The 21,520-nt window shown below is 71.7% G+C and carries 18 protein-coding genes; 10 read left to right on the top strand and 8 right to left on the bottom strand.

Annotated elements, in window-relative coordinates:
• Positions 1–11: 11 nt before the first annotated feature.
• From V1457_RS14435 to hrcA, 7 genes are all read right to left on the bottom strand, one after another.
• Positions 12–371 (bottom strand): cytidine deaminase, encoded by a 360-nt coding sequence (locus tag V1457_RS14435; protein ID WP_338604432.1) that lies wholly within the window; start codon positions 369–371, stop codon positions 12–14.
• Positions 364–1,728, bottom strand: coding sequence for a hemolysin family protein (locus tag V1457_RS14430; RefSeq protein WP_295144595.1), 1,365 nt, complete (start codon positions 1,726–1,728; stop codon positions 364–366). The genes V1457_RS14435 and V1457_RS14430 overlap by 8 nt, the downstream gene beginning before the upstream one ends.
• A 13-nt stretch (positions 1,729–1,741) precedes the next feature.
• Positions 1,742–2,299 (bottom strand): rRNA maturation RNase YbeY, encoded by a 558-nt coding sequence (gene ybeY, locus V1457_RS14425; RefSeq protein ID WP_200070972.1) that lies wholly within the window; start codon positions 2,297–2,299, stop codon positions 1,742–1,744.
• Positions 2,296–3,363: a PhoH family protein gene (locus V1457_RS14420; RefSeq protein ID WP_200071153.1), complete on the bottom strand. Its 1,068-nt coding sequence runs from the start codon at positions 3,361–3,363 to the stop codon at positions 2,296–2,298. Before V1457_RS14420 ends, ybeY begins: the two co-directional genes overlap by 4 nt.
• A 290-nt stretch (positions 3,364–3,653) precedes the next feature.
• Positions 3,654–4,025: an HIT domain-containing protein gene (locus V1457_RS14415; RefSeq protein ID WP_200070971.1), complete on the bottom strand. Its 372-nt coding sequence runs from the start codon at positions 4,023–4,025 to the stop codon at positions 3,654–3,656.
• A gap of 316 nt (positions 4,026–4,341) precedes the next feature.
• On the bottom strand, positions 4,342–5,520 hold the full coding sequence (gene dnaJ / locus V1457_RS14410; protein ID WP_200070970.1) for a molecular chaperone DnaJ: 1,179 nt from the start codon (positions 5,518–5,520) through the stop codon (positions 4,342–4,344).
• Positions 5,521–5,579: 59 nt separating this feature from the next.
• Entirely contained in the window at positions 5,580–6,602 is a 1,023-nt protein-coding gene (hrcA, locus tag V1457_RS14405) for a heat-inducible transcriptional repressor HrcA (RefSeq protein WP_200070969.1), read from the bottom strand.
• A gap of 177 nt (positions 6,603–6,779) precedes the next feature.
• Here hrcA and V1457_RS14400 point away from each other — a divergent pair, with 177 nt between their 5' ends.
• Together V1457_RS14400 and V1457_RS14395 are read left to right on the top strand one after the other, a co-directional pair.
• Entirely contained in the window at positions 6,780–7,055 is a 276-nt protein-coding gene (locus V1457_RS14400) for a ribbon-helix-helix protein, CopG family (protein ID WP_200070968.1), read from the top strand.
• On the top strand, positions 7,055–7,462 hold the full coding sequence (locus V1457_RS14395; RefSeq protein ID WP_200070967.1) for a PIN domain-containing protein: 408 nt from the start codon (positions 7,055–7,057) through the stop codon (positions 7,460–7,462). The genes V1457_RS14400 and V1457_RS14395 overlap by 1 nt, the downstream gene beginning before the upstream one ends.
• A 33-nt stretch (positions 7,463–7,495) precedes the next feature.
• On the opposite strand, the gene hemW is transcribed toward V1457_RS14395, so the two are convergent.
• The gene (gene hemW / locus V1457_RS14390; RefSeq protein WP_338604420.1) at positions 7,496–8,722 is read right to left on the bottom strand and encodes a radical SAM family heme chaperone HemW; all 1,227 of its coding nucleotides are present in this window, start codon (positions 8,720–8,722) and stop codon (positions 7,496–7,498) included.
• 114 nt (positions 8,723–8,836) lie between these two features.
• Between hemW and V1457_RS30610 the strand changes: the two genes are divergently transcribed.
• The 8 genes from V1457_RS30610 (at position 8,837) to V1457_RS14355 (ending at position 21,512) form a co-directional block, all read left to right on the top strand.
• Positions 8,837–8,929, top strand: coding sequence for a putative leader peptide (locus tag V1457_RS30610; protein WP_367269019.1), 93 nt, complete (start codon positions 8,837–8,839; stop codon positions 8,927–8,929).
• Between the two features lie 121 nt (positions 8,930–9,050).
• Positions 9,051–10,763, top strand: a complete 1,713-nt coding sequence (locus tag V1457_RS14385; protein ID WP_200070965.1) for a nitrite/sulfite reductase — start codon at positions 9,051–9,053, stop codon at positions 10,761–10,763.
• Positions 10,760–10,921: a zinc finger domain-containing protein gene (locus tag V1457_RS14380; RefSeq protein WP_200070964.1), complete on the top strand. Its 162-nt coding sequence runs from the start codon at positions 10,760–10,762 to the stop codon at positions 10,919–10,921. Before V1457_RS14385 ends, V1457_RS14380 begins: the two co-directional genes overlap by 4 nt.
• A 14-nt stretch (positions 10,922–10,935) precedes the next feature.
• On the top strand, positions 10,936–11,658 hold the full coding sequence (locus V1457_RS14375; RefSeq protein ID WP_200070963.1) for a phosphoadenylyl-sulfate reductase: 723 nt from the start codon (positions 10,936–10,938) through the stop codon (positions 11,656–11,658).
• Positions 11,659–11,702: 44 nt separating this feature from the next.
• Complete coding sequence (cysD, locus tag V1457_RS14370) at positions 11,703–12,656, top strand: sulfate adenylyltransferase subunit CysD (RefSeq protein ID WP_233627636.1); 954 nt, start codon at positions 11,703–11,705, stop codon at positions 12,654–12,656.
• A 146-nt stretch (positions 12,657–12,802) separates the two neighbouring features.
• Positions 12,803–14,149, top strand: a complete 1,347-nt coding sequence (locus V1457_RS14365) for a sulfate adenylyltransferase subunit 1 (RefSeq protein WP_200070962.1) — start codon at positions 12,803–12,805, stop codon at positions 14,147–14,149.
• A gap of 16 nt (positions 14,150–14,165) precedes the next feature.
• Positions 14,166–15,023: a sirohydrochlorin chelatase gene (locus V1457_RS14360; protein ID WP_200070961.1), complete on the top strand. Its 858-nt coding sequence runs from the start codon at positions 14,166–14,168 to the stop codon at positions 15,021–15,023.
• A 507-nt stretch (positions 15,024–15,530) separates the two neighbouring features.
• On the top strand, positions 15,531–21,512 hold the full coding sequence (locus tag V1457_RS14355; RefSeq protein ID WP_338604409.1) for a type VII secretion system-associated protein: 5,982 nt from the start codon (positions 15,531–15,533) through the stop codon (positions 21,510–21,512).
• The last annotated feature ends 8 nt before the right edge of the window (positions 21,513–21,520 follow it).

The raw sequence follows: 21,520 nt of genomic DNA, 5'->3' as shown, positions 1-21,520 counted from the left end.
AGCGGCCCTGCTCAGCGCAGCACTCCGGCGACCTCGCCGCGGGCGTCGGCGCGCAGCAGCGGCGCGGAAGCGGACAGGTCGCGCAGCGCGGCGGCGGATTCGGCGGAGATCTCGGCGGCGTCGGTGACGACCGCGGCCGCCTCCAGTCCTTCGGCACCGCTGGCGACCGCCGCGGCCACCGCCGCCTGCAACGCGGTGAGCTGCAACGACGGGAGGGCTACGGTGCACGCGGCGTAGGTGCGGCCGTCGGTGTCGCGCACCGCGGCTCCTTCGGCGGCACCGGTGCGGGCACGCGCCGAACGGGCCAGCGTGACGATCTTGGCGTCCTCCGCGTCCAGCTCCGCCGGGGCCGCGGTCTCCTGCTCAGCCACGGGCACTGCTTCCTTCCTGGTCGGCACCGCTGTCGCCGTCCTGCTCGGCCACCTGGCCCGCGCGCTGCGGTGCGGTCTCCCCGTTCGCGCGGCGAACGAGCAGAGCGTTGATCCGGATGCGGCCGCGGTGGTCCTTGCCGCCCTCGGCGCGCAGCCGCAAGCCTTCCAGCTCGGCTTCCGCACCCGGCAGGGGGACCCGCCCGAGGCGCTGGGCGAGCAGACCGCCGACGGTCTCCACCTCGGAACCGTCCAGTTCCACGCCGAACAGTTCGCCGAGGTCCTCCACCGGCAGCCGGGAGGACACCCGGACCGTGCCGTCGTCGAGGTGCTCGATCGGCCGGTGCTCCTCGCGGTCGGACTCGTCGGTGATCTCCCCGACGATCTCCTCCAGGATGTCCTCGATGGTCAGCAGGCCCGCGGTACCGCCGTACTCGTCGACGGCGATCGCCAGGTGGCTGCGCGAGAGCTGCATCTCCTTGAGCAGTTCGTCCAGCCGCTTGGTGTCCGGCACGAAGCTCGTCGAGCGCATCAGTTCGCCCACGCCCGGACCTGCCTGGCTGAGCTCGCCGCGTTCCACGATCGCCCCGGTGAGGTCCTTCAACGTCACGATGCCGACGATGTCGTCGACGCTGTCCCCGATCACCGGCACCCGCGAGAACCCGGAACGCAGGCACAGCGCCAGCGCCTGCCGCGCGGACTTGGTGCGCTCGATCCAGATGATCTCGGTGCGCGGCACCATCACCTCGCGGGCGATGGTGTCGCCGAGCTCGAACACCGAGTGGATCATCTCGCGCTCGCCCGCGGCGACCACGCCGCGCTCACCGGCCAGGTCGACCAGTTCCCGCAGTTCCACCTCGGAGGAGAACGGCCCTTCCCGGAAACCGCGGCCGGGCGTGATCCCGTTGCCGACCAGGATCAGCAATCGCGTCAGCGGGTTCAGCAGCCGCGCCAGCACCCGCACCGGCGCCGCGACCAGCAGCCCGACACCGTAGGGGTGCTGCCTGCCGATGGTCCGCGGGCCGACCCCGACCAGCACGTAGGACACCACCAGCATGATCGCGATGGCGATCAGCGCGCCGAGCCCGTCGGCGATCTCCAGCCGCAGGATCACGACCGTGACCAGCACCGTCGCGCCCATTTCGCAGGCCAGCCGCAGCAGGATCAGCAGGTTCACGTGCCGCGGCCGGTCCTCCAGCACCACGGCCAGCCGCTCGGCCCCGCCGCGGCCCTCCCGCACCAACTCGTCCACGCGGGCGCGCGAAGCCGCACCGACCGCGGAATCGGCGGCGGCGAACAACCCCGCCGCCAGCACCAGGACAACCGCCCAGATCAGCAGAACGGTCGAACTCGTGAACACGGTCCCAGCCTTCTCAGTCGCGCGGGACCTCGGGCGAGGAGCCCTGGTCCAGCCCCACCGCGCCGAGCACGCGGGAGTCCGCGTCCCGCTGCGCCGCTTCCCGGTCGGCCTCGGCGCGCGCCGTGCGGTAGTCGGCGAGGATGCGGTTCTGCAGCGCGAACATCTCCCGCTCCTCCTCCGGCTCCGCGTGGTCGTAGCCCAGCAGGTGCAGCACGCCGTGCACGGTCAGCAGGTGCAGCTCGTCCAGCAGCCCGTGCCCGGCCTTGCGCGCCTGATCGCGGGCGAACGCTGGGCACAGCACGAGGTCCCCGAGCAGCGCGGGCCCGGAGCCCGCCGAGTCCGGGCGCCGCGACGAGTCGTACTCGTCCATGGGGAAGGCCATCACGTCGGTCGGACCGGGCAGGTCCATCCAGCGCTCATGCAGGTCGGACATCACGTTCAGCTCGACGAGCACGATGGACAGCTCGGCGAGCTGGCTCACGCTCATCCGGTCCAGCGCGTAGCGGGCGACCGAGACGATGGTGCCCTCGTCGACCTCGACACCGGATTCGTTGGCGATTTCGATGCTCATGCTCGTTCCCGGAACTGGCCGCCGCGGCCGGAGCGGCCGTGGCGGGCGAACTGCTGCTCGGCCTCGGCGTCCTGGCGGGCCTGCCAGCGGTCGTAGGCGTTGACGATGTCGGTGACCAGCTGGTGCCGGACCACGTCCGAGCTGTCCAAGTTGGCGAAGTGCACGTCCTGCACGCCTTCCAGGATCTCCCGGACCACGCGCAGGCCGCTGCGCTGGCCGCCGGGCAGATCGACCTGGGTGATGTCCCCGGTGACCACGATGCGGGAGCCGAACCCGAGGCGGGTCAGGAACATCTTCATCTGCTCGGGCGTGGTGTTCTGCGCCTCGTCGAGGATGATGAAGGCGTCGTTGAGGGTGCGCCCGCGCATGTAGGCCAGCGGCGCCACCTCGATCGTCCCGGCCTGGGTCAGCCGCGGCACCGACTCCGGGTCGATCATGTCGTGCAGCGCGTCGTACAGCGGCCGCAGGTACGGGTCGATCTTCTCGTAGAGCGTGCCCGGCAGGTGGCCCAGCCGCTCACCGGCCTCCACGGCGGGACGGGTGAGGATGATCCGGTTGACCTGCTTGGTCTGCAGCGCCTGCACGGCCTTGGCCATCGCCAGGTAGGTCTTGCCGGTGCCCGCGGGGCCGATGCCGAAGACCACGGTGTGCTCGTCGATCGCGTCCACGTAGCGCTTCTGGTTCAGCGTCTTGGGACGGATCGTGCGGCCGCGCTTGGACAGGATGTCCAGGTTGAGCACCTCGGCGGGCGACTCGTTGTCGTCGGCCGAGAGCATCCCGACCACCCGGCGGACCGCGTCCGGGGTGAGCTGGTCGTCCTTCGACACGATCTCGACGAGTTCGCCGAACACCCGCTCGGCGAAGGCGACCTCGGCCGGTTCACCGGACAACGTGATCTCGTTGCCGCGCGCGTGCACGTCGGCGGTGAGCAGTTCCTCGGCCACCCGCAGGTTCGCGTCCCGGCTGCCGAGCAGGGCGAGCACCGCGCTGTCCGGGACGGTGACCTTGGACTGCACCGACCGCGCTTCCGGCCGGTTCTGCGCGGAGAGTCGCTGGGCGGACATCGCCGCCTGCGGCGCTTCGCCGTTGCGGTCCGGGGCGCCGCTGCCGTCCGGGGCGGTCTCCTGCGGTGGCTCCGCCTGCGGTGCTCGAGCCTGCGGTGCCGGGGCCTGGTGGTTTTCGACGTCCCTGGACTGCTGCTGTCCGGACTGGGCGGGTCCATCCGCTGCGATTCCGGCCACTAGTGTTCGGGCCTGCTTTCTGCGCTGGCGCGCGAGTCGGTCGGTTCTTCCCGACACCGATGGTAGAGCAATCGGCAACGCGGTTCCGCCGCCGATCACGGGTGTTCCGGTGGTCAGCCCTTGAGCGGGCCGCCGGTGAGCCCGCCCAGGTTCTCCCCGCCGAGCAGGTGCAGGTGCACGTGGAAGATCGTCTGGCCCGCGTCGGCGTTGGTGTTGAACAGCAGCCGGTAGCCGGCTTCGGCGATGCCCTCCCGCTCGGCGATACCGCCCGCGACCCGCACCAGCTCGGCCAGCAGGTCCGGATCGGCCGTGGCGAGTTCGGCGGCGTTGCGGTACTTCGTCTTCGGCACGACCAGCACGTGCGTCGGCGCCTGCGGGTTGATGTCGCGGATCGCGTACACGCGCTCGCTGTCATGCACCACATCGGCCGGGATCTCGCCGGCCATCATGCGCAGGAACAGGGAGTCCTGGTCGTCGTCGCTCATGCTCGCCAGGCTATCCGCGCGACCACAGCGACCCCGCGGGCACCCTGCGCACCGCGCAGACCCCCGGGAACCCAGGACCAGGCCGCTGCTCATCCCGGGGGTGCTGCGCCGCAGCGAGGCTGGGGGTGGCCGACTGCGGCGCAGCCTCGCCGGACCGAGGGGGGGAGGTTGTCCGGCGAGCGTCCCTGCGGAGGCTCGCTGCACGAGCCATGCGGTGGACGGGTCCCCAACACCCGTGCACGTCGCAGGCACACACGGTAGCCCTGCGTCACCCGTCCGCGCTACAAAACCCGGAAAACCGTCTCGATCTTGTCGATCAGCGGTGGCCGAAGGACTTGAACCGGGAGAACAGCCCTTGCCGCTGTCCGTTGCCGCTCGCGCTCACGGTCGGCTCCGGCTGCTCCTCACCGCGCAGCGAGGCCAGCTTGCGCAACAGCTCCCCCTGCTCGTCGTCCAGCTTGGTCGGCACCTGCACATCGAGGTGGACGTGCAGGTCACCGTGCCCGCTGACCCGGCCGTTGGAACGCAGCTTCGGCAGTCCGCGCCCGGACAGCACCCGCTCGGTGCCCGGCTGGGTGCCCGGCTCGACGGTGATCTCCTCGCTGTCGTCGAGCGTGTCCAGCGTGATCACGGTGCCCAGCGCGGCCGCCGTCATCGGGACTTCGACGTTGCAGTGCAGGTCCGCACCGTCGCGCACGAACCGCTCGTGCGGGAGTTCCTCGACCTCGACGAACAGGTCGCCCGCCGGACCGCCGCCGGGCCCGACCTCGCCTTCGCCTGCCAGCCGCACCCGCATCCCGTCGCCGACGCCCGCGGGGATCTTGACGGTGATGGTGCGCCGCTCGCGCACCCGGCCGTCACCGCCGCACTGCTGGCACGGATCGGTGATGACCTCGCCGAAACCACGGCAGACCGGGCACGGCCGGGACGTCATGACCTGGCCAAGGAACGAGCGCTGCACCGACTGCACCTCGCCGCGGCCACCGCAGGTGTCGCAGGTGGAGGGCGCGCTGCCCGCGCGCGACCCGCCGCCGTCGCAGGAGTCGCACAGCACCGCGGTGTCCACGGTGATGTCCCGGTTCACGCCGCTGGCGCACTCCTCCAGCGTGAGCTCCAGCCGCAGCAGCGCGTCCGAGCCGGGCTGCACCCTGCTGCGGGGGCCGCGGCCGCCGCCTCCGCCACCACCGGAGCCGCCGAAGAAGGCGTCCATGATGTCGCCCAGGCCGCCGAACCCGGCGAACGGATCGCCGCCCATGCCGCCACCGGCCTCCGCGCCGCTGGCCATCGGGTCGCCGCCCAGGTCGACTACCTGCTTCTTCTTCGGGTCGGAGAGCACCTCGTACGCGGTGGTCACCTCGCGGAAGCGCTCCTGGGAGCCGGCTTCCTGGTTGACGTCGGGGTGCAATTCCCTGGCGAGCTTGCGGTAAGCCCGCTTGATCTGCTCCGGCGTAGCGTCCTTGGCCACCCCGAGGGTCCCGTAATAGTCCCTGGCCACCTTGTACGTCTTCCTCTGCTCGGTCTACGAGTTCGCGCGGGCGATCCGCGCCGGCTGCGTCACCGGCCCGCCAGGATCTCACCCACGTAAGCTGCAACGGCACGGACCGCCGCCATCGTTCCCGGATAGTCCATCCGGGTCGGGCCGACGACCCCCATGCCTCCCAGCACCATCCCATGCGTGCCGTAACCGGTGGACACCACCGACGTCGTCTGCATCTCCTCGGCTTCGTTCTCCATCCCGATGCGCACGGTCACCGTGCTCGCGTCGCGGGAGGCCGCCAGCAGCTTGAGCACCACGACCTGCTCCTCCAACGCCTCCATGACCTGCCGCAGCGAGTTCGGGAAGTCGGCGACGTTGCGGGTGAGGTTCGGCGTGCCGCCGAGCACCATGCGTTCTTCGGGGTGCTCCACCAGCGACTCGATGAGCACGCTGCTGACCCGCGTCATGGTGTCGCGCAGTTCGGGCGGGGACTGCTCGGGCAACTCGGCCACGGCCGCCGAGGCGTCCGCGAGCCGCTTCTCGGCCATCGCGTGGTTCAGCACCCCGCGCAGCCGGGACACGTCCTCGTCGCCGATCACATCGCCGAGGTCGACCATCCGCTGGTCCACCCGGCCGGTGTCGGTGATCAGCACCAGCATCAGCCGCGCCGGGGTGATCGTGACCACCTCGACGTGCCGCACCGTGGAGCGCGCCAGCGTCGGGTACTGCACGACCGCGACCTGCTGGGTGAGCTGGGCCAGCAGCCGCACGCTGCGGCGCATCACGTCGTCCAGGTCCAGCGCGCCTTCCAGGAACGCCTGGATCGCACGGCGTTCGGCGGTGGTGAGCGGCTTGATCTCGTGCAGCCGGTCCACGAACAACCGGTAGCCCGCATCGGTCGGGATCCGGCCCGCGCTGGTGTGCGGCTGGACGATGAGGCCTTCCTCTTCGAGGGCGGCCATGTCGTTGCGCACGGTGGCGCTGGACACCCCGAGGTTGTGCCGGTCGACCAGCGCCTTCGAGCCCACGGGTTCGTTCGTCGACACGTAGTCGGCCACGATGGCCCGCAGGATCTCGATCCGGCGTTGATCGGCGTTCACCCAGTCACCTCCTCGTCGCCCGGTTCGCACCCGCCGCCATCGAGTTTACGGTCCCGGAGCCCTTGATCCGAAAGCCGCGCACGTTCGCAACACCTTCCACCAGGGCACCAAGGCCCTTGCTGGCGAGCTCCTCGAAAGTGGTACCAATGCCCGCACCATTCTCGGTACCATCATCACATGGCTCTCAACTTGCGCCTTCGTCCCGAGGCTGAGCAGGCACTTCGCGAGGAGGCAGAACGAACCGGACGCTCGCAGCAGGAGCTGCTGCGCGCGGCGCTCGACGAGTTTCTCGGTTTGTCCCAGCCCGAAACCCCGCACCACGAGTGGGAGCACTTGATCGCCTCCGGCAAGGTGCTCCCGCCGCGCGGTGCATATCGCAAAGTCATCCCGACGAAGACACTTCCGGAAGGTCAGCGCAGCATCGACCTGCTCGACCGAGACGACCGGCTCTGATGCGCGTTTACGTGGACAGCAGCGCGCTGCTCAAACGAGCGATCAAAGAAGCCGAGTCCGAACCGCTCGCCGAGGAGATCGATCGGCTCCACCGGGACGGCACACTGCTGCTTTCCGCTTCGCTGGCATGGACCGAGGTTGCTCGCGCACTGCGCACTCGTGCCGCTGCCTCGTACCAGGAGATGGCCGAGGACCTGCGACAGGCCATGCTGGGCATTGCCGAGCACCCGTTGGACGCCGAGATCATGAATCTGTCCCGCCGGATCGAACCGAACCAGCTCCGTTCGCTTGACGCGATCCATTTGGCGGCCGCGATCGCGGTCGACGCCGACTTGATGATCACCTATGCCGCTCGGCTGGCCGAAGCCGCCGATGCGAACGGCATACCGGTCAGCGCTCCTTCTTGAGCAGCGCCCGTTCCGTCCACTGCGTCCGCCCGCTCACAACAACCGCTGCACGACCGCGTCGGCAAGCAGGCGGCCGCGGTCGGTGAGCACGCAACGGCCCGCGCGCAGCGCGTCCGGCAGCAGCAGGCCGTCCTCGGCGGCCTGCTTGGCGGCGACCGCCCCGTCCGCGTCCAGCGCTGCGACCGGAAGCCCTTCGGCGACGCGGAGTTCGAGCATGATCCGCTCCACCCGCTGGTCCTCGGCATCGAGCACTTCCCGCGCCTGCGCAGGCGAGGCGCCGTCGGCCAGCAGCGCCGAGTAGCGCGCGGGGTGCTTGACGTTCCACCAGCGCACCCCACCGACGTGGCTGTGCGCGCCGGGTCCGGCGCCCCACCAGTCGCCGCCCTGCCAGTAGCCCAGGTTGTGCCTGCAGCGGGCGTCGTCATCGGACGCCCAGTTCGAGACCTCGTACCAGCGCAAACCGGCCTCGGCCAGCTTGGAGTCGAGGATCTCGTAGCGGTCGGCCAGCACGTCCTCGTCCGGCATCGGCAGATCCCCGCGACGGACCTTGCGGGCCATCGCGGTGCCGTCCTCGACGATCAGCGAGTACGCCGAGACGTGGTCCACGCCCGCTTCGAGCACCGCGTCCAACGAGTCCCGCAGGTCCTGGTCGGTCTCCCCCGGCGTGCCGTAGATCAGGTCGAGGTTGACGTGGCCGAACCCGGCCGCCCGCGCCTCCTGCGCAGCCGCGACCGCCCGGCCGGGGGTGTGGCGGCGTTCCAGCACGCGCAGGACGTGTTCGGCCGCCGACTGCATTCCCAGCGAGATCCGCGTGTAGCCGGCTTCGCGCAGGCCCGCGAAGAACTCCGGCGAGGTCGATTCCGGGTTGGATTCGGTGGTGACCTCGGCGTCGGCGCGGAGGCCGAAGGACGACCGGATCGCATCGAGCACGGCGCCGAGCCGTTCGGCACCGAGCAGCGAGGGGGTACCGCCGCCGACGAACACCGTCTCAGCACTCGGGACGGGCGAGTCGCCCGCGTCCAGCACTCGGGCACCGAGGTCGAGTTCGGCGCGCAGCCCGTCCAGCCAGTCCGCGAATCCCGCCGCGGACCCCAGCTCGTCGGCGGTGTAGGTGTTGAAATCGCAGTACCCGCAGCGGGTGGCGCAGAACGGGACGTGCACGTACACGCCGAACGGCCGCTGCCCGAGATCGGTCAGCGCGCCGGCGGGCAGTGCACCGTCGGTCGGGGCCGGTTCACCTGGTGGTGGCTGCGAAGGCACCCTTCCAGTGTCCCAAAGCCGGAGCCCGGCGCCGGGGTGCGCCCGAGTTTGACCCTCGTCTCACTATTCGGCTGATCATGGACCACAGGATGGACCCGTGGCACGCTGACCTGTATGGGTGCGCCCGCAACTAGGCTTCTGCTGGTCGCCCGCCGCTACGTGGACCTGCGGCGGGTGTCCAGCGCGCTTTGCCGTCGCCAGGGCTGAACCCGCCGCCGCGTTTTCGAACTGTCCAGTCGGCGCCGGGGAGACGCCGACTGCGGACACCTCCGTTGGACCCGCACGGCGTCGAACCGCGCCTGAAGTCCACCACCACGGAGGTCCGGCCATGGCCCCTTCGACGGAAGCTCCGAGCCGCACCGAACGCCGCACCCCGGCCCGCAAGGGCAAAACACGTGGTGAGGGGCAGTGGGCTCTCGGCTACCGCGAGCCGCTGAACGGCAATGAGCGGTCCAAGAAGGACGACAACCCGCTCAACGTGCGCCAGCGCATCGAGAACATCTACGCCCACCGCGGCTTCGATTCCATCGACCCCGCCGACCTGCGCGGGCGGTTCCGCTGGATGGGTCTCTACACCCAGCGGGCCGAAGGCATCCCCGGTGCCCGCACCGGCACGATCCAGCCGGAAGAGCTCGACGCCTCCTACTTCATGCTGCGGGTGCGCGTCGACGGCGGCGCGATGACCACCGAGCAGCTGCGGGTCGTCGGCGAGATCTCGCAGACCTACGCCCGCGACACCGCCGACATCACCGATCGGCAGAACATCCAGCTGCACTGGATCCGCATCGAGGACATGCCCACGATCTGGCAGAAGCTGGAAGCCGTCGGGCTCTACACCACCGAGGCGTGCGGCGACTGCCCGCGCGTGCTGCTGGGCTCGCCGGTCGCCGGGGTCGCCGCGGACGAGATCATCGACGCGACGCCCGCGATCAAGGAGATCACCGACCGCTACATCGGCGACCAGTCGCTGTCGAACCTGCCGCGCAAGTTCAAGACCGCGATCAGCGGCTCACCGCGCTGGGACACCGTGCCGGAGATCAACGACATCTCGCTGGTCGGCGTCGAGCACCCGGAGCACGGCCCCGGCTTCGACCTGTGGGTCGGCGGCGGCCTGTCGACCAACCCGAAGCTGGCGGTGCGGCTGGGCGCCTGGGTGCCGATCGAGGAGGCCGCCGAGGTCTGGCACGCGGTGACCAGCGTGTTCCGCGACTACGGCTACCGCAGGTTGCGCAACCGGGCGCGGATGAAGTTCCTGGTCGACGACTGGGGCGCGGAGAAGACGCGGCAGGTCATCGAGGACGAGTACCTCGGCCGCAAGCTCATCGACGGCCCGGCGCCGGAGACCCCGGGCGGGCACCGCGACCACCTCGGCGTGAACCCGCAGCAGGACGGCAACTTCTACGTCGGGGTGAAGTCGCAGGCCGGGCGGGTCAGCGGCGCCACGCTGATGGAGGCAGCCAAGGCCGCCGAGCGGGTCGGTTCCAGCCGGGTGCGCACCACCGTGGAGCAGAACCTGCTGGTGCTGGACGTGCCGCAGCAGCAGGTGGAGGGCCTGGTCGCGGACATGGCGCAGCTGGGCCTGCACACCACGCCGACGCCGTGGCGGCGCAACGTGATGGCCTGCACCGGCATCGAGTTCTGCAAGCTGGCGATCGTCGAGACCAAGCAGCGCGCCATCGACCTCATCAACGAGCTGGAGCAGCGGCTCGAGGACATCCAGGGCGACGTGCGCGACCCGGTGACGATCAACCTGAACGGCTGCCCGAACGCCTGCGCCCGCACCCAGACCTCGGACATCGGCCTGAAGGGCCAGATGGTGCGCGACGAGGAGGGCAACCAGGTCGAGGGCTTCCAGGTGCACCTCGGCGGCGGGCTCGGGCTGGACGCCGGGTTCGGCCGCAAGATCCGCGGGCACAAGGTCACCTCGGACAAGCTGGGTGACTACGTGGAGCGCCTGGTGCGCAACTACCTCGCCCAGCGCACCGACGGCGAGCGGTTCGCCCAGTGGGTCGGGCGCGCCGAAGAGGACGACCTGAAGTGAGCGCGCAAGCCGCCCCGGAAGGCCGGGCGGTCCCGTTCTACTGCCCGTACTGCGGGGACGAGGAACTGATCCCGGAAGCCGAACCGGCGGGCGCCTGGAAATGCCAGGCGTGCCTGCGGGTGTTCACCGTACGGCTCGTCGGGTTGGCGAGCGGCTGAGGAGACGGAGACTCATGACTGTCGAAACCACGGACATCGGAGTTCGCCGCAGCGATGCCGAGCTGCGCGCACTGGTCGACGAAGCCGCGCCGCGCCTCGCCGAGGCCAGTGCCGAGCAGGCGCTGCGCTGGGCGGCGGAGACGTTCGGCGACGGCCTGATCGTCGCGTCGAACATGCAGGACGCCCTGCTGGTGGACCTGGCCGCGAAGGCCAAGCCTGGGGTGGACGTGCTGTTCCTGGAAACCGGCTACCACTTCGCCGAGACCCTCGGCACCCGCGACGCGGTGCAGCAGATCTACGACGTGAACATCGTCAACGCCCAGGCCGAGCAGTCGGTGGCCGAGCAGGACGCCACCGAGGGGCCGAAGCTGCACGACCGCGATCCCGGCCGGTGCTGCTTCCTGCGCAAGGTGGTGCCGCTGCGCAACACGCTCGCCCGCTACGAGGCGTGGGTGACCGGCGTGCGCCGGGTGGAGGCGCCGACGCGCGCGAACACGCCGATCGTGACCTGGGATGATCGCAACAACATCGTGAAGATCAATCCGATCGCGGCGTGGAGCGATGCCGATGTGGACGCCTACATCGCCGAGCACGGCGTGCTGGTGAACCCGCTGGTGCCCGCCGGTTACCCGTCGATCGGGTGCGCGCCGTGCACGGCCAAGCCCGCGCCGGGCGCCGACCCGCGCAGCGGCCGCTGGGCGGGGAGCTCGAAGACCGAATGCGGGCTGCACGCCTGAAGCGGCGGGCCGCCCACCGACCACCTGACGCGCAAAGGACGGGTATGACCGCCGAGCAACAGATCGAACTGCCGGAGGACCCGGCGGGGGCGGCGGAAGCGCCGCCGCAGGTCGACAACCTGGACGCCCTGGAGTCCGAGGCCATCCACATCTTCCGCGAGGTGGCCGGGGAGTTCGACAAGCCGGTGATCCTGTTCTCCGGCGGCAAGGACTCGACGGTGCTGGTGCACCTGGCGCTGAAGGCGTTCCGCCCCGCGCCGGTGCCGTTCCCGCTGCTGCACGTGGACACCGGGCACAACTTCGACGAGGTGATCGCGTTCCGGGACCAGCTGGTTTCCCGGCACGACCTGCGGCTCGTGGTGGCCTCGGTGCAGGACTACATCGACGACGGACGGCTGTCCGAACGCCCGGACGGCACCCGCAACCCGTTGCAGACCACCCCGCTGCTGGACTCGATCACGGAGAACAAGTTCGACGCGGTCTTCGGCGGCGGTCGCCGGGACGAGGAGCGGGCCCGGGCGAAGGAGCGGATCTTCAGCCTGCGCAACGCGTTCGGGCAGTGGGACCCGCGCAGGCAGCGCCCGGAGCTGTGGAACCTCTACAACGGCAGGCACCGCGCCGGTGAGCACGTGCGGGTCTTCCCGCTGTCGAACTGGACCGAGCTGGACGTGTGGCGCTACATCCAGCGGGAGAAGATCGAGCTGCCGCAGATGTACTACGCGCACCGGCGCGAGGTGTTCCTGCGGGACGGCATGTGGCTGACCTCCGGTCCGTGGGGCGGTCCGCAGGACGGTGAGGAGGTCGCGGAGAAGACGGTGCGCTACCGCACCGTCGGCGACGGCTCCTGCACCGGCGCGGTGGAGTCCGAGGCCTACACCGTGGACGACGTGATCGCGGAGGTGGCCGCCAGCAGGCTCACCGAGCGCGGCGCGACGCGCGCGGACGACCGGATGTCCGAGGCCGCGATGGAGGACCGCAAGCGCGAGGGCTACTTCTGATCTCGGCGTCCGCACCACGCGCCGCCTGACCGCTCCATCGAGTGCGCACCGCTTCGGCAGAACCGCGGGTCGAGCCGGCAGCGCACCGGCGGCCCGGTCCCCAACTCCACCAGCTACGCAGGAACGATCCCAGGAAGAGACTTCTGATGACCGAGACGACCACGCGCACCGCGCCGGACTCCGGTACGCAGGTGGAGCTGCCGGTGCACACCGATCTGCTGCGGCTGGCCACCGCCGGTTCGGTGGACGACGGCAAGTCGACGCTGGTGGGCAGGCTGCTGCACGACACGAAGTCGGTGCTGGCCGACCAGCTGGACGCGGTGCACCGCGCCAGCGCGGACCGCGGTCTGCAGACCCCGGACCTGTCGCTGCTGGTGGACGGGCTGCGCGCGGAGCGCGAGCAGGGCATCACGATCGACGTGGCCTACCGCTACTTCGCCACTCCGAAGCGCTCCTTCGTGCTGGCCGACACGCCGGGGCACGTGCAGTACACCCGCAACACCGTCACCGGCGCGTCCACGGCGCAGCTGGCGATCCTGCTGGTGGACGCGCGCAAGGGCGTGATCGAGCAGACCCGCAGGCACGCCGCGGTGCTGGCGCTGCTGGGCGTGCCGCGGCTGGTGCTGGCGATCAACAAGATCGACATGGTGGACTTCGACGGCGCGGTGCACGAGCGCATCGCCGCTGAGTTCGCCGAGCACGCCCGCGCGCTCGGCTACACCGACGACGCCGTGGTGACGATCCCGGTTTCGGCGCTGCACGGGGACAACGTCGTGGAGCGCTCCGAGCGCACGCCCTGGTACTCCGGGCCGTCGCTGCTGGAGCACCTGGAGAGCGTGCCGGTCGCGCCGGACCCGTTCGACGCGCCGTTCCGGATGCCGGTGCAGACGGTGATCCGGCCGCGCACCACCGAGTACCCGGACTACCGCGGCTACGCGGGCCAGATCGCCGCCGGAGTGATCGCCGAGGGCGACGAGGTCGTGGTGCTGCCCGCGGGCATCCGCACCCGGGTGTCCAAGGTGGACACACCGGACGGGCCCGCGCCGCGCGCGGCCGCCGGCCGCGGGGTGACGCTGCTGCTGGAAGACGACGTGGACCTGGCCCGCGGAGACCTGATCGCTTCGGCCGAGCCCGCACCGCGGGTCACCGACGAGCTGGACGCCACGGTGTGCTGGCTGGCGGAGAAGGCGCTGCAGCCGGGCGCGCGGGTGCTGGTCAAGCACGGCACCCGGACCGTGCAGGCGATGGTCACCGAGCTGTCGGCCCGCTTCGACGAGCAGCGGCTGGCCAGTGTGGACACTCCGGATGCGTTGCAGCTCAACGAGATCGGCCGGGTGCAGTTCCGCACGGCGGAGGCGCTGCCGGTGGACGACTACGCCGATTCCCGCCGCACCGGCTCGTTCCTGGTGATCGACCCGTCGGACGGGACGACGCTGGCCGCCGGGCTGATCGGCCTGCCGCTCGCTCCGCTGGCCGCGGCCGTCGCGGCGTGACGCGGGTGGTGGCGACATGAGCCCCGGCGCGTTCGGTTCCGGCACGTTCGGGCCCGGCGCGTTCGGGCCCGGGGCCTTCGAGCCCGGCGCGTTCGGCACCGAACCGAACCTGTCCAGCGCAGGCGAAGCCCCCGCGCTGGTCGCCGTGGCGCACGGCAGCCGGGACCCGCGCTCGGCGCGCACCGTGCACGCCCTGCTGGACGTGGTGCGCGCCCAGCGGCCGGACTTGGACGTGCGCACCGCTTTCCTGGACCTGTCGGCGCCGCGCGTCGGCGACGTGCTCGCTTCGGTGCACGCCGACGGTCACCAGCAGGCCGTGCTGGTGCCGCTGCTGCTGGGCAGCGCCTTCCACGCCAGGGTCGACGTCCCGGCGACGGTGACCGAAGCGGCGCAGCGGTTCCCGAAGCTGCGGGTGCACACCGCCGACGTGCTCGGGCCGGACCACCGGCTGGATGCGGCCGCTTGGCGGCGGTTGGCCGAAACCGGTGCGGATGCGGAGGATTCCGGGCTCGGCGTGGTCCTGGCCGGGGTCGGCTCGGCGCACGCCCCGGCGAACCGGCTGGTCGCGCAGGTCGCCGAGCGCCGCGCGGAGCGGACTTCGTGGGCGGGTGCGCGCGCCGCGTTCGCGACCGCGGCCGACCCGGACGTCCCGACGGCCGTCGCGGACCTGCACGCCCGCGGCGCCCGGCGCATCGCGGTCGCGTTCTGGTTCCTGGCGCCGGGTTTGCTGACCGATCGCGTGGTCACCAGCGCGCGCGAGCACGCGCGGGATCCGCTGATCGCGGAGCCGATGGCGGACGCGCCGGAAGTCGCCGAGCTGGTCCTCGCCCGCTACGCCGAAGCGCTCCGGCCGAGCGGCGCGGCCACGGCCTGAAGCTGCGCAACTCCAGCAGAATTACCAGATTTTCCCGGTCGTGCGGAATCCGGCGCAATCGCCGGACCACCGCTTGCCACCACGGGTTGCGCCGTTCTTGCGAAATTCCGGCGAACATCCCCGCACCGCCGGACATCGGGGCAGGATTTCCGCCCGTGCGACCGGACGAGTCGCGGCGCACGAAAGTCCGGCGGTGGCCGACGACCCCGACAGCCGGCCGCCGCCGGACACCGCGGCGGATTCCGGCATTCCGCACATCCGGGAGGCCCGCGCCGCAAGCGGCTGCCGCCGCTTCTGAAAGACCCCCAGCGCTGACGCAGGGTGTTTTTCCGGAACACTAAACTTCACCCCAAGTGGTCATGAGAGAGTGCGGTTCAACCACACGGCGGTGGTGCTCCGCAGTTCGCCGAGCGACCTCGCCGCACGGTCTCCCCCGTTCGGGCGAGTAACCGTGGACCTCGGCGGCAGAATCAGGGTGGAACGACAAGTCGGGGGCGAGCGCGGGAGATGAACACGCAGCAGCCGAGTCGGCCGGTGATCACACCGGCCATGCGGGAACAGGCCAGCAAGCAGCCGAACACCTGGCTGTACGTGGTCGACCCGATCTTCAGCGACCCGAGCGCGGAAGTACCGCCGTGGGGCTTCATCGGCGGATACCGGGTCGACGAGCGCGGCGAGCTCACCGACGACTTCTCCCCGAACCCGAACTACCGCCCATCACCGGTCGCGCTGCGGCTGCCCGCGCCGACCAACGACGTCGAACGCGCGCTGCAGCTGACCACGACCGGCTACGCGCAGGCGGCCACGCTGCTGTCCGCGCTGCTGGACGCGGAGCTGATCCTGTTCGCGCAGCCGCAGGGCAGCGGACTGTTCACGGTGGACCACGACTCCGGCAGGCGGCAGCTGCAGCTGTTCACCTCGGAGAGCTTCCTGCCCGCGAACTGGACGAGCTGGCAGCGGCTGACCGGCAGGCAGCTCGTCGAGCGCAACCCGGTCGGGATGGACCTGCAGATCAACCCGACCAGCGCGGTCAAAGCGCGGCTGCCCGCCGAAGACCTGATCAAGACCGCGGGGGTGCGGGTGGCGCCCGCCGCGCAGCCGGAGGAGACCCAGCCCGCGCAGGTGCCCGGCGGCCAAGCGACCGGCGGACAGCAGCAGGCGCCCGATCCGATCAGCAGCGACTTCGGCCAGCGCTTCATCGGCAGCGTGCTGGCCGCCGCGGCGGGCGACGCGCTGGGCGCGCCGGTCGAGTTCTACCCGGTCGAGCAGATCCGCAACCGCTTCGGCGAACACGGCGTCACCGACTACGACCGCAGCGGTTCGCACCCGGGCGAGTTCACCGACGACACCCAGCTGGCGATGTTCACGCTGGAGGGGCTGATCCGCGGGCACATCGCGGCCCGCGGTGGCGCGGGAAGCGGGCCGCTGGCCGCGATCCAGCTGGCCTACCAGCGCTGGCTGCACACCCAGGGCTACGCGTGGTCGCGCGCGGCCGGGCCGTACGCGCAGTCCCACCCGGAGCCGGACGGCCTGCTCGCCGGGGTGCGCGAGCTGTTCGCGGTCCGCTCGCCGAACAGCGACTGCATCACCGCGTTGCGCGGGTTCGCCTCGACGGGCGTACCCGGCACGTTCGAGCGGGCGATCAACGACTCCGACGACAACACGGGCGTGGTGCGGGCGGCGCCGATCGCGCTGTGGTCGGACGAGCCGCGCGAGGTGTTCCGGCTCGCCGCCGCGGCCGCCGCGCTGACCTGCTCGAAGCCCAGCGGCTACCTGCCCGCCGGGGTGCTCGCGGTGCTGGTGCACCGGCTGCTGCGCGGCGAGTCGCTCACCGATGCGCTGGCGCACGCGCACAAGCTGCTCACCGAGTGCACCGGGCACCAGCAGACCGAACGCCTTTTGCTGGTCGCCGAAGACCTCGCCGCGCGGGGCGAGCCGACTCCGGAACAGGTCAAGGATCTGCTCGGTGACGGCTGGAGCGGGCACGAGGCGCTGGCGATCGCGGTGTGCGCGGCGCTGAGCAGCGACGGTGTCGGACCGGCGGTGATGGCCGCGGTGAACCACTCCGGCGACAGCGACTCCACCGCGGCGATCTGCGGCGCGATCGTCGGCGCGCAGCACGGGGTTTCGGCGGTTCCCGGGGTGTGGCTGCGTGATCTGCGGCTGCGGGAGACGGTTCAGTCGCTGGCCGCGGACGCGCTGGTGGAGTTCGGGCCGCAGCCGCGCGGCGACGAGACCTGGTCGCAGCGGTATCCGGGTGAGCGCGACGTCATCGGGCTCGAGTTCGGGTCCGAGCTGCCGCGGGTGGCCGGGCAGGATGCCGAGGAACCGGCCGGGCAGGACGAGACCGCCGCGCAGGATTCCGCTCCGGACACCGCCGAAGAGCAGACGGCCGAGCAGGATGCCATTCCGGTGGCTCGGCTGTCGGTTCCCGGTGCGCAGCCCTCGGAGACCGGCGCTGCTTCCGCCGAGCAGCGGGATGCGTCCCCGGCGGATTCCGGCAGTGCGGAATCCGCCACGCAGCAAGGGGAAACGGCAGACCGGAGTTCGGAGGAGACGGACTCCGCGCAGCAGGCCTCTTCCGAGCCCCCCGATCCGGCCACGACCCCCGAGCAGGCAACGACCCCGGCCGCTGGACCGTCCACTGCGGACGGTGCCGCTGAGCCGCAGCCCGCCGCGGCATCGGGCGCGGCGTCGTCGGGCACTGCCGCATCGGACGACGCGGCCTCGGAGGACGCCGAGTCCGCGGCCGAGCCGATCGTGCCGACCATGGGTTCCTGGCCCGCCCCGTCCAAGACCGCACCCGCCCGCGAACAGAAACCCGCGCACGACGCCGAACGCGCCGAACCGGGCGGCGAACGCATCCTGGGCTGCCTGCTCGGCACGGCGATCGGGGACGCGCTCGGCTACCCGGTGGCCGACGAGTCCATCGAAGTGATCCGCCGCAACTACGGCGGCGCCGGGGTGGCCGACCTGGTCGGCCATGCCATCAGCGCGAACACCCAGCTCAGCTTGTTCACCGCCGAAGGGCTGATTCGCGCGGGCATCCGCAACCGCCTGCACGGCGACACCGACCCGGCGCAGCCGGTGCAGCACGCGTACCAGCGCTGGCTGCACACCCAAGGCGTCGACTGGGCGGACGCGGGCGGCCCGATCGCGGACATCCCGCCGAACGGCTGGCTGATCCGGGAGAAGGGCCTGTTCGCACGCCGCTCCCCCGACGACACCTGCCTGCAGGCGCTGCGCGGTTACGCGGGCGGTACGGCGCTCGGCACGCTGACCAACCGGCTCAACGACGCCAAAGGCAGCGGCGGAGTGGTTCGCGCGGCACCGGCTGGCTTCCGCACCGGCGACCCGGCCGAGACGTTCCAGACCGGCGCGGCCATCGCCGCGCTCACCCACGGGCACCCGAGCGGTTTCCTGCCCGCGGGCGCGCTGGCGGTGGTGGTGAGCCAGCTGCTCGCGGGCCGCTCGCTGCCGGAGTCGGTGGACCGCGCGCTCACCGAACTGTCCACTTGGGAGGGTCACGAGGAGACCTCCGCGACGTTGCGCCGCGCCATCGAGCTGGCCACCGAGGGCACCCCGACGCCGGAGCAGATCCAGCACCGGCTCGGTGCGGGGCGGGTCGGTGAGCAGGCGCTGGCCATCGCGGTGTGCGCGGCGCTGGCGCGGCCGTCGTCGTTCGCCGACGCGGTGGTGCTGGCGGCGAACCACTCCGGCGACAGCGCCGCGACGGCCGCCGTGTGCGGCTCGATCATGGGCGCGGCGCACTCGGCGGAAGCGGTGCCGCAGAGCTGGCGGCGGAAGGTCGAGCTGGGCGATGTCGTCGAGCAGCTGGCGCGGGACGCGGTCGAGGAGTTCGGCGCGAACCCGCCGGCCGTTCCCGAGTGGCTGAGCCGCTACCCGGCGGGCCCGGCCGCGCCGATCGCGAGCCCGGTTTCGGCGCGGGTGGCCGCTGCGGAGCAGTCCGGTGAGTCGGCTTCCGGTGCGGAGTCGGGTGCCGGTGCCGCGCCGGACGCCGGTTCGGGCCCTGCGGCCGGTGCGGGCCCTGCGGCCGGTGCGAGCTCTGCGGCCGGTTCGGGCTCTGCGGCGGGTGCGAGCTCGGTCGCCGATGCCGCGTCGGTCGCCGGTTCGGTGTCCGCTGCCGCGTCGGCACCCACCGCCGGTTCGGCATCCGCTGCAGACTCGGCAACCGGTACCGGACGATCGTCCGATGCCGGTCCATCGGCGGATGCAGCAACGTCCTCGGACTCGGAAACGGACCCGGCAACGGGCTCCGAGTCGGCGGCTCCGTCGACCGGCTCCGCGGCTGCCGCCTCGGTTTCCACGTCCGCTGCCGCGCAGACCGCGGCCGATTCTCCGGCAGGAGATGCGAAGCGCGACGAGACCGCTACCGGTGCCGCTTCCGGAGGAACGGCCGCCCAGCTCGCCGCCACCCAGCTCGCCGCCGGAAACGGAACCGACGACAGCTCCGGCGAGCAGGACACCGCTCAGCGGCCCGGTTCCGGTCCGGACGCCGCTTCTGGCCGGAGGCCCGGCTCCGACCAAGGTCCCGGATCGACACCGGGAATCGGCCAGGGCGCGGTGTCTGGCCCGCACTTCGGGACCGGCCAGGGCTCGATGGCCGAGGAACGGGATTCCGACCGGCAAGACCAGGCCGGACAACCCGACGCCGAGCGGCATGACGCGGCTGAGCAGCATTCCGCGGCCCAAGCCGCCGCGGAAATCTCGGCAGCCGAACGACCGGCCGAGTCCGCGCCCGCACAGCCGGCAGCTGATCAGCAGGCCACGGAAGCGCGGACGCAGGCGCGATCCGAGCGAACCGCGACCGAGCCGCCGACCGCCGAACCGATCGCCCAAGAATCCGCGGCCGCGCAGCAGCCTCCGGTGACGACTGCATCGGCGCTCGCGCACGAGCCCGCGGCCACATCGCAGGCAGCCCGGGGGTCCGCAGCGGCTCAGGACTTCGCAACAACCCGGCAATTCGCTGCGACCGAGCAACCGGCAGCGAACGGGCAACCTGCAACGACCGCGGATCCCGCAGAGTCCGAACCGGTTCAACAGCAACCGGCAGCCCAGGACCCCGAACCGGCCCGGAGCCCGGCAGCCGCCCGGGTCCCAGGCGCCCAGACTTCAACGACCCAGACTTCAGCGACCCAGACTTCAGCGGCCGAGACCCCAGCGACCGAGACTCCGGCCGCGGAGACGTCGCAGGAGTCGTCCTCCGATGACGGCGACGGTCTCTCCCACGAGGAACTCCGCCTCCTGGCCGCCTGGCGCAAGTTCCGCGACGGCGAGGACGACACCCCCAACGACCTCTCCGAGGGCCTGCACAAGCTGCTGCAAGAGGCGTTCGGCGCCGAACGCGCCGCGCAACTGGTCGCCTCCGGCGACGAGGACGGCGAACTCCCCGAGGAAACTCCGCAACCGCTCAACCGGCTCGACCGGCTCGCGGGCTGCGCGCTCGGCTGCGCCGCGGGTGACGCGCTCGGCGCCCCGTGGGCCTACACCGCGCAGCGGATGATCCTGCGCAAGCAACCGGACGGGGTTCGGGAGCTGACCGAGCACCTCGGCGCGATCGGCAACGCGAGCGCGATCGGCCAGCAGTCGGTGTTCGTGCTGAACGGCCTCCTGCGCGCGACCGTCCACAGCAGACTCCACGGTTCGGCTTCGGAGGCCGAGTCGGTGCGCGGCGCCCTGCAGCAGTGGGTCGTGGCGCAGGGCGCCACCGAGCCGGTGGTCCGCCCCGATCCGCTGGCCGCCGACGCGCGGCTGCGCACCCAGCGCTTCCCGGACGAGGCGACGCTGACGGCGCTGGGCACTTGGGACGGCCAGGCCGGTCTGCCGACTCCGGCCGCTGCACCGAACCAGGCCACCGGCGCGGTGGCCGCGGCCCGCGCGGCGCTCGTCGGCCTGCACGCCGACACCCCGGCCGCGGCCGCGGAGCTCGGCATCTCGATCGGCGTTCTCACGCACGGCCACCCGGACGGTTACCTGCCCGCCGCGGCGGCGGCCGCGATGGTCGCCGCGCTGGGCGACGGGCAGACGCTTGCCGAGAGCGTGCAATCCGCCCTCACCGAGCTGAAGGCGTGGGAGGGCTCCGAGAACACGGTAGAAGCGCTGCAGCAGGCGCTGGAGCTGGCCGAACGGGGCCCGATTCCAGCGCGGGCGCTGGAGTCGCTGGGCAGCGCCAGAACCGGGCCGTCCACGCTGGGCAGCGCGGTGGCCGCGGCACTGGCGCACCCCGAGTCGTTCGCCGACGCGGTCGCCCTGGCGGCAACGCACTCCGGCGACAGCGCGGCGACCGCGGCTCTGTGCGGCAGCCTGCTCGGCGCGGCGCGCGGAGCCGATGCGGTACCGCAGCGATGGCTGGACGAGCTCGAGCTCGGCGATCTGCTGGCGGAACTGCTCGCCGACGCCCGGCGCGCCGAGGAAGAACTCGTCGAGGGCGGGCCGGTACCGGAATGGGCGCAGCGGTACACCGGATAGCGTTGCAC

Source organism: Saccharopolyspora sp. SCSIO 74807, from assembly GCF_037023755.1.
In the GTDB taxonomy this organism is placed as follows: Bacteria; Actinomycetota; Actinomycetes; order Mycobacteriales; family Pseudonocardiaceae; genus Saccharopolyspora_C; species Saccharopolyspora_C galaxeae.
The sequence above is the reverse complement of the archived record's forward strand: the minus strand, read 5'-3'. Positions and strand labels throughout refer to the sequence as shown.

Bases quoted from the DNA above. Each gene is read 5' to 3' on its own strand.
- ybeY (WP_200070972.1), bottom strand. From the start codon at position 2,299: ATGAGCATCGAAATCGCCAACGAATCCGGTGTCGAGGTCGACGAGGGC.
- V1457_RS14420 (WP_200071153.1), bottom strand. From the start codon at position 3,363: ATGTCCGCCCAGCGACTCTCCGCGCAGAACCGGCCGGAAGCGCGGTCG.
- V1457_RS14415 (WP_200070971.1), bottom strand. From the start codon at position 4,025: ATGAGCGACGACGACCAGGACTCCCTGTTCCTGCGCATGATGGCCGGC.
- V1457_RS14400 (WP_200070968.1), top strand. From the start codon at position 6,780: ATGGCTCTCAACTTGCGCCTTCGTCCCGAGGCTGAGCAGGCACTTCGC.
- V1457_RS14395 (WP_200070967.1), top strand. From the start codon at position 7,055: ATGCGCGTTTACGTGGACAGCAGCGCGCTGCTCAAACGAGCGATCAAA.
- V1457_RS30610 (WP_367269019.1), top strand. From the start codon at position 8,837: ATGGGTGCGCCCGCAACTAGGCTTCTGCTGGTCGCCCGCCGCTACGTG.
- V1457_RS14385 (WP_200070965.1), top strand. From the start codon at position 9,051: ATGGCCCCTTCGACGGAAGCTCCGAGCCGCACCGAACGCCGCACCCCG.
- V1457_RS14375 (WP_200070963.1), top strand. From the start codon at position 10,936: ATGACTGTCGAAACCACGGACATCGGAGTTCGCCGCAGCGATGCCGAG.
- cysD (WP_233627636.1), top strand. From the start codon at position 11,703: ATGACCGCCGAGCAACAGATCGAACTGCCGGAGGACCCGGCGGGGGCG.
- V1457_RS14365 (WP_200070962.1), top strand. From the start codon at position 12,803: ATGACCGAGACGACCACGCGCACCGCGCCGGACTCCGGTACGCAGGTG.
- V1457_RS14360 (WP_200070961.1), top strand. From the start codon at position 14,166: ATGAGCCCCGGCGCGTTCGGTTCCGGCACGTTCGGGCCCGGCGCGTTC.
- V1457_RS14355 (WP_338604409.1), top strand. From the start codon at position 15,531: ATGAACACGCAGCAGCCGAGTCGGCCGGTGATCACACCGGCCATGCGG.